Source organism: Pseudomonas sp. PS02290 (genome assembly GCF_029960075.1).
Classification (GTDB): Bacteria; Pseudomonadota; Gammaproteobacteria; order Pseudomonadales; family Pseudomonadaceae; genus Aquipseudomonas.
The window spans coordinates 1-2,775 of sequence record NZ_JASCOY010000201.1 but is presented as its reverse complement, the minus strand read 5'-3'; the positions used below and the strand labels follow the sequence as shown (position 1 = coordinate 2,775).

The following is a 2,775-nucleotide window of genomic DNA, read 5'->3' as shown; positions in this document are numbered from 1 at the left end:
GGCTGAAGCCGGTCCTACGGTGTGCACGCATTGCTTTTAGTGGGACCGGCTTCAGCCGGGAAGAGGCCGGTGCGGCAATACCCATTTTTCGGTGGTACCCCTGATCGTTCCCACGCTCCGCGTGGTAACGCAGCCACGGACGCTCCGCGTCCAGCAGACGACGCGCAATCTGGTCTGAGCAAGTTGACGCGGAGCGTCATGGGAGGTGTTACCACGCGGAGCGTGGGAACAATCTGCTTCTCATCAAATCCCAGGCACAAAAAAAGCGACCCTAAGGTCGCTCTCTTTGTCGTTACGAGGAGTTCAAGGGCCTCGTAACTCAATATGGCGCAGCGGACGGGACTCGAACCCGCGACCCCCGGCGTGACAGGCCGGTATTCTAACCGACTGAACTACCGCTGCGCGTAACACTTGAAACGAATGGTGGGTGATGACGGGATCGAACCGCCGACATTCTGCTTGTAAGGCAGACGCTCTCCCAGCTGAGCTAATCACCCTTCGCTTCGGTCTGGCGCGCATTCTACGGAGCGATCAAAAAGCTGGCAAGCACTTTTTGAAATAAATTTTATAATCCTTCCAAAGGCTTACATCAGGGTTGGCCGCAGGGTCACAGCAGCGAATAATGCCCCCCTTTGTATAAAGGAGAGATGTACCCCATGTGGTTCAAAAACCTGCTTGTCTATCGCCTGACCCAGGACCTGCCATTTGACGCCGAGGCGCTGGAAACCGCGTTGGCGACCAAGCCTGCACGTGCCTGTGCCAGCCAGGAGTTGACCACTTACGGTTTCATCGCCCCGTTCGGCAAGGGCGAAGACGCGCCACTGGTGCACGTCAGCGGTGATTTCATGCTGATCTCGGCGCGCAAGGAAGAACGCATTCTGCCCGGCAGTGTGGTCAACGATGCCTTGAAAGAGAAAGTCGAAGAGATCGAGACCGAGCAGATGCGCAAGGTCTACAAGAAGGAACGCGATCAGCTCAAGGATGAAATCATCCAGGCCTTCCTGCCCCGCGCCTTTATCCGCCGCTCGGCCACTTTCGCCGCCATCGCCCCCAAGCAAGGCGTGATTCTGGTCAACGCTTCCAGCCCCAAGCGCGCCGAAGACCTGCTGTCGACCCTGCGTGAAGTGGTCGGCTCGTTGCCAGTCCGCCCCGTGACCGTCAAGACCGCGCCAACCGCTGTGATGACCGAATGGGTCAAGACCAGCCAGACCGCCGAGCACTTCTTCGTGCTGGACGAGTGCGAACTGCGCGACACCCACGAAGACGGCGGCATTGTGAAATGCAAACGTCAGGACCTCACCAGCGACGAAATCCAGCTGCACCTGAGCACCGGCAAAGTCGTCACTCAGCTGTCGCTGGCGTGGCAGGACAAGCTGTCGTTCGTGCTGGACGACAAGCTCGGTATCAAACGCCTGAAGTTCGAAGACCTGCTGCAGGATGAAGCCGAGCAGAACGGCGGCGACGATGCGCTGGGTCAGCAGGACGCCAGCTTCACCCTGATGATGCTGACATTCGGCGAGTTCCTGCCGGAGCTGATGGAAGCACTGGGCGGCGAAGAGATTCCCCAGGGGATCTGATTTCGCCTGACGGCGCAGGAGCCGGCTTGCTGGCTCCTTCCGTTTCCGGGTTCATTCATACCAATAAGAAAGGAGCAGGCCATGCGTGCCCTGGCTGCGTTGAGTCGTTTTGTCGGTAATACCTTCGCGTACTGGGTGCTGTTGTTCGCCGTGCTGGCGTTCCTGTTCCCGTCCTGGTTCATCGGCCTCAAGTCGTACATCGTGCCGTTGCTGGGGCTGGTGATGTTCGGCATGGGCCTGACCCTCAAGCTTGATGATTTTTCTGAAGTCGTGCGCCATCCCTGGCGCGTGGCTCTGGGGGTGGTCGCGCATTTCGTGATCATGCCCGGCGTGGCCTGGCTGCTTTGCCAGCTGTTTCACCTGCCGCCGGAAATCGCCGTGGGCGTGATTCTGGTCGGCTGCTGCCCGAGCGGCACGTCGTCCAACGTCATGACCTGGCTGGCCAAGGGCGATCTGGCGCTGTCGGTGGCCATCGCCGCCGTCACCACCCTCCTCGCCCCGCTGCTGACCCCGGCGCTGATCTGGCTGCTGGCCTCGGCGTGGCTGCCGGTGTCCTTCATGGAAATGTTCTGGTCGATCCTGCAGCTGGTGATGCTGCCGATCGTGCTCGGCGTCATCGCTCAACGTTTACTCGGCGCCAAGGTGAGTTTTGCCGTCGACGTGCTGCCGCTGGTGTCGGTGGTGAGCATCGTGATGATCGTCTGTGCAGTGGTGGCGGCGAGTCAGGCGAAGATTGCCGAGTCGGGCCTGTTGATCATGGCCGTGGTGATCCTGCACAACAGCTTCGGTTTTCTGCTGGGTTACTTCACCGGCAAGCTGTTCAAGTTGCCACTGGCTCAGCGCAAATCGCTGTCCTTGGAAGTCGGCATGCAGAACTCAGGTCTCGGCGCCGCCCTGGCCGCTGCGCACTTTTCGCCACTGGCGGCGGTGCCGAGCGCGCTGTTCAGCGTCTGGCACAACATTTCGGGCGCGTTGCTTTCGACGTACTTCCGCAAGATGACGCCGGATGCGGTGGTTGCGGACGAGAAGCCGGTTGTAGGCTGACCGGCCGCGCAACTGGCTTGCTCTTTGTGGGAGATTCCCGGTCACCCACCAGTCGTCCAGCAGATGCGATCCATGTGGGAGTGAGCTTGCTCACGAAGAGGCCGGTACATCCGCTCATTTTTCTGCGGCAGGAATACCGTCTTCGTGAGCAAGC

The 2,775-nt window shown here is 60.0% G+C and carries 2 protein-coding genes and 2 tRNA genes; 2 read left to right on the top strand and 2 right to left on the bottom strand.

Annotation, left to right across the window (positions count from 1 at the left end; all coding sequences use genetic code 11):
• Nucleotides 1–325: 325 nt before the first annotated feature.
• A tRNA-Asp gene (locus QMX88_RS29185) sits at nucleotides 326–402 on the bottom strand.
• Between the two features lie 19 nt (nucleotides 403–421).
• Nucleotides 422–497 (bottom strand) — tRNA-Val (locus tag QMX88_RS29180).
• A gap of 159 nt (nucleotides 498–656) precedes the next feature.
• Between QMX88_RS29180 and rdgC the strand changes: the two genes are divergently transcribed.
• Both rdgC and QMX88_RS29170 read left to right on the top strand, forming a co-directional pair.
• Nucleotides 657–1,577, top strand: a complete 921-nt coding sequence (gene rdgC / locus QMX88_RS29175; protein WP_122537474.1) for a recombination-associated protein RdgC — start codon at nucleotides 657–659, stop codon at nucleotides 1,575–1,577.
• An 81-nt stretch (nucleotides 1,578–1,658) separates the two neighbouring features.
• Entirely contained in the window at nucleotides 1,659–2,621 is a 963-nt protein-coding gene (locus QMX88_RS29170) for a bile acid:sodium symporter family protein (RefSeq protein WP_282373724.1), read from the top strand.
• Nucleotides 2,622–2,775 lie beyond the last annotated feature (154 nt).

Excerpts from the sequence above, each read along its gene's own strand:
- rdgC (WP_122537474.1), top strand. The coding sequence starts at position 657 with ATGTGGTTCAAAAACCTGCTTGTCTATCGCCTGACCCAGGACCTGCCA.
- QMX88_RS29170 (WP_282373724.1), top strand. The coding sequence starts at position 1,659 with ATGCGTGCCCTGGCTGCGTTGAGTCGTTTTGTCGGTAATACCTTCGCG.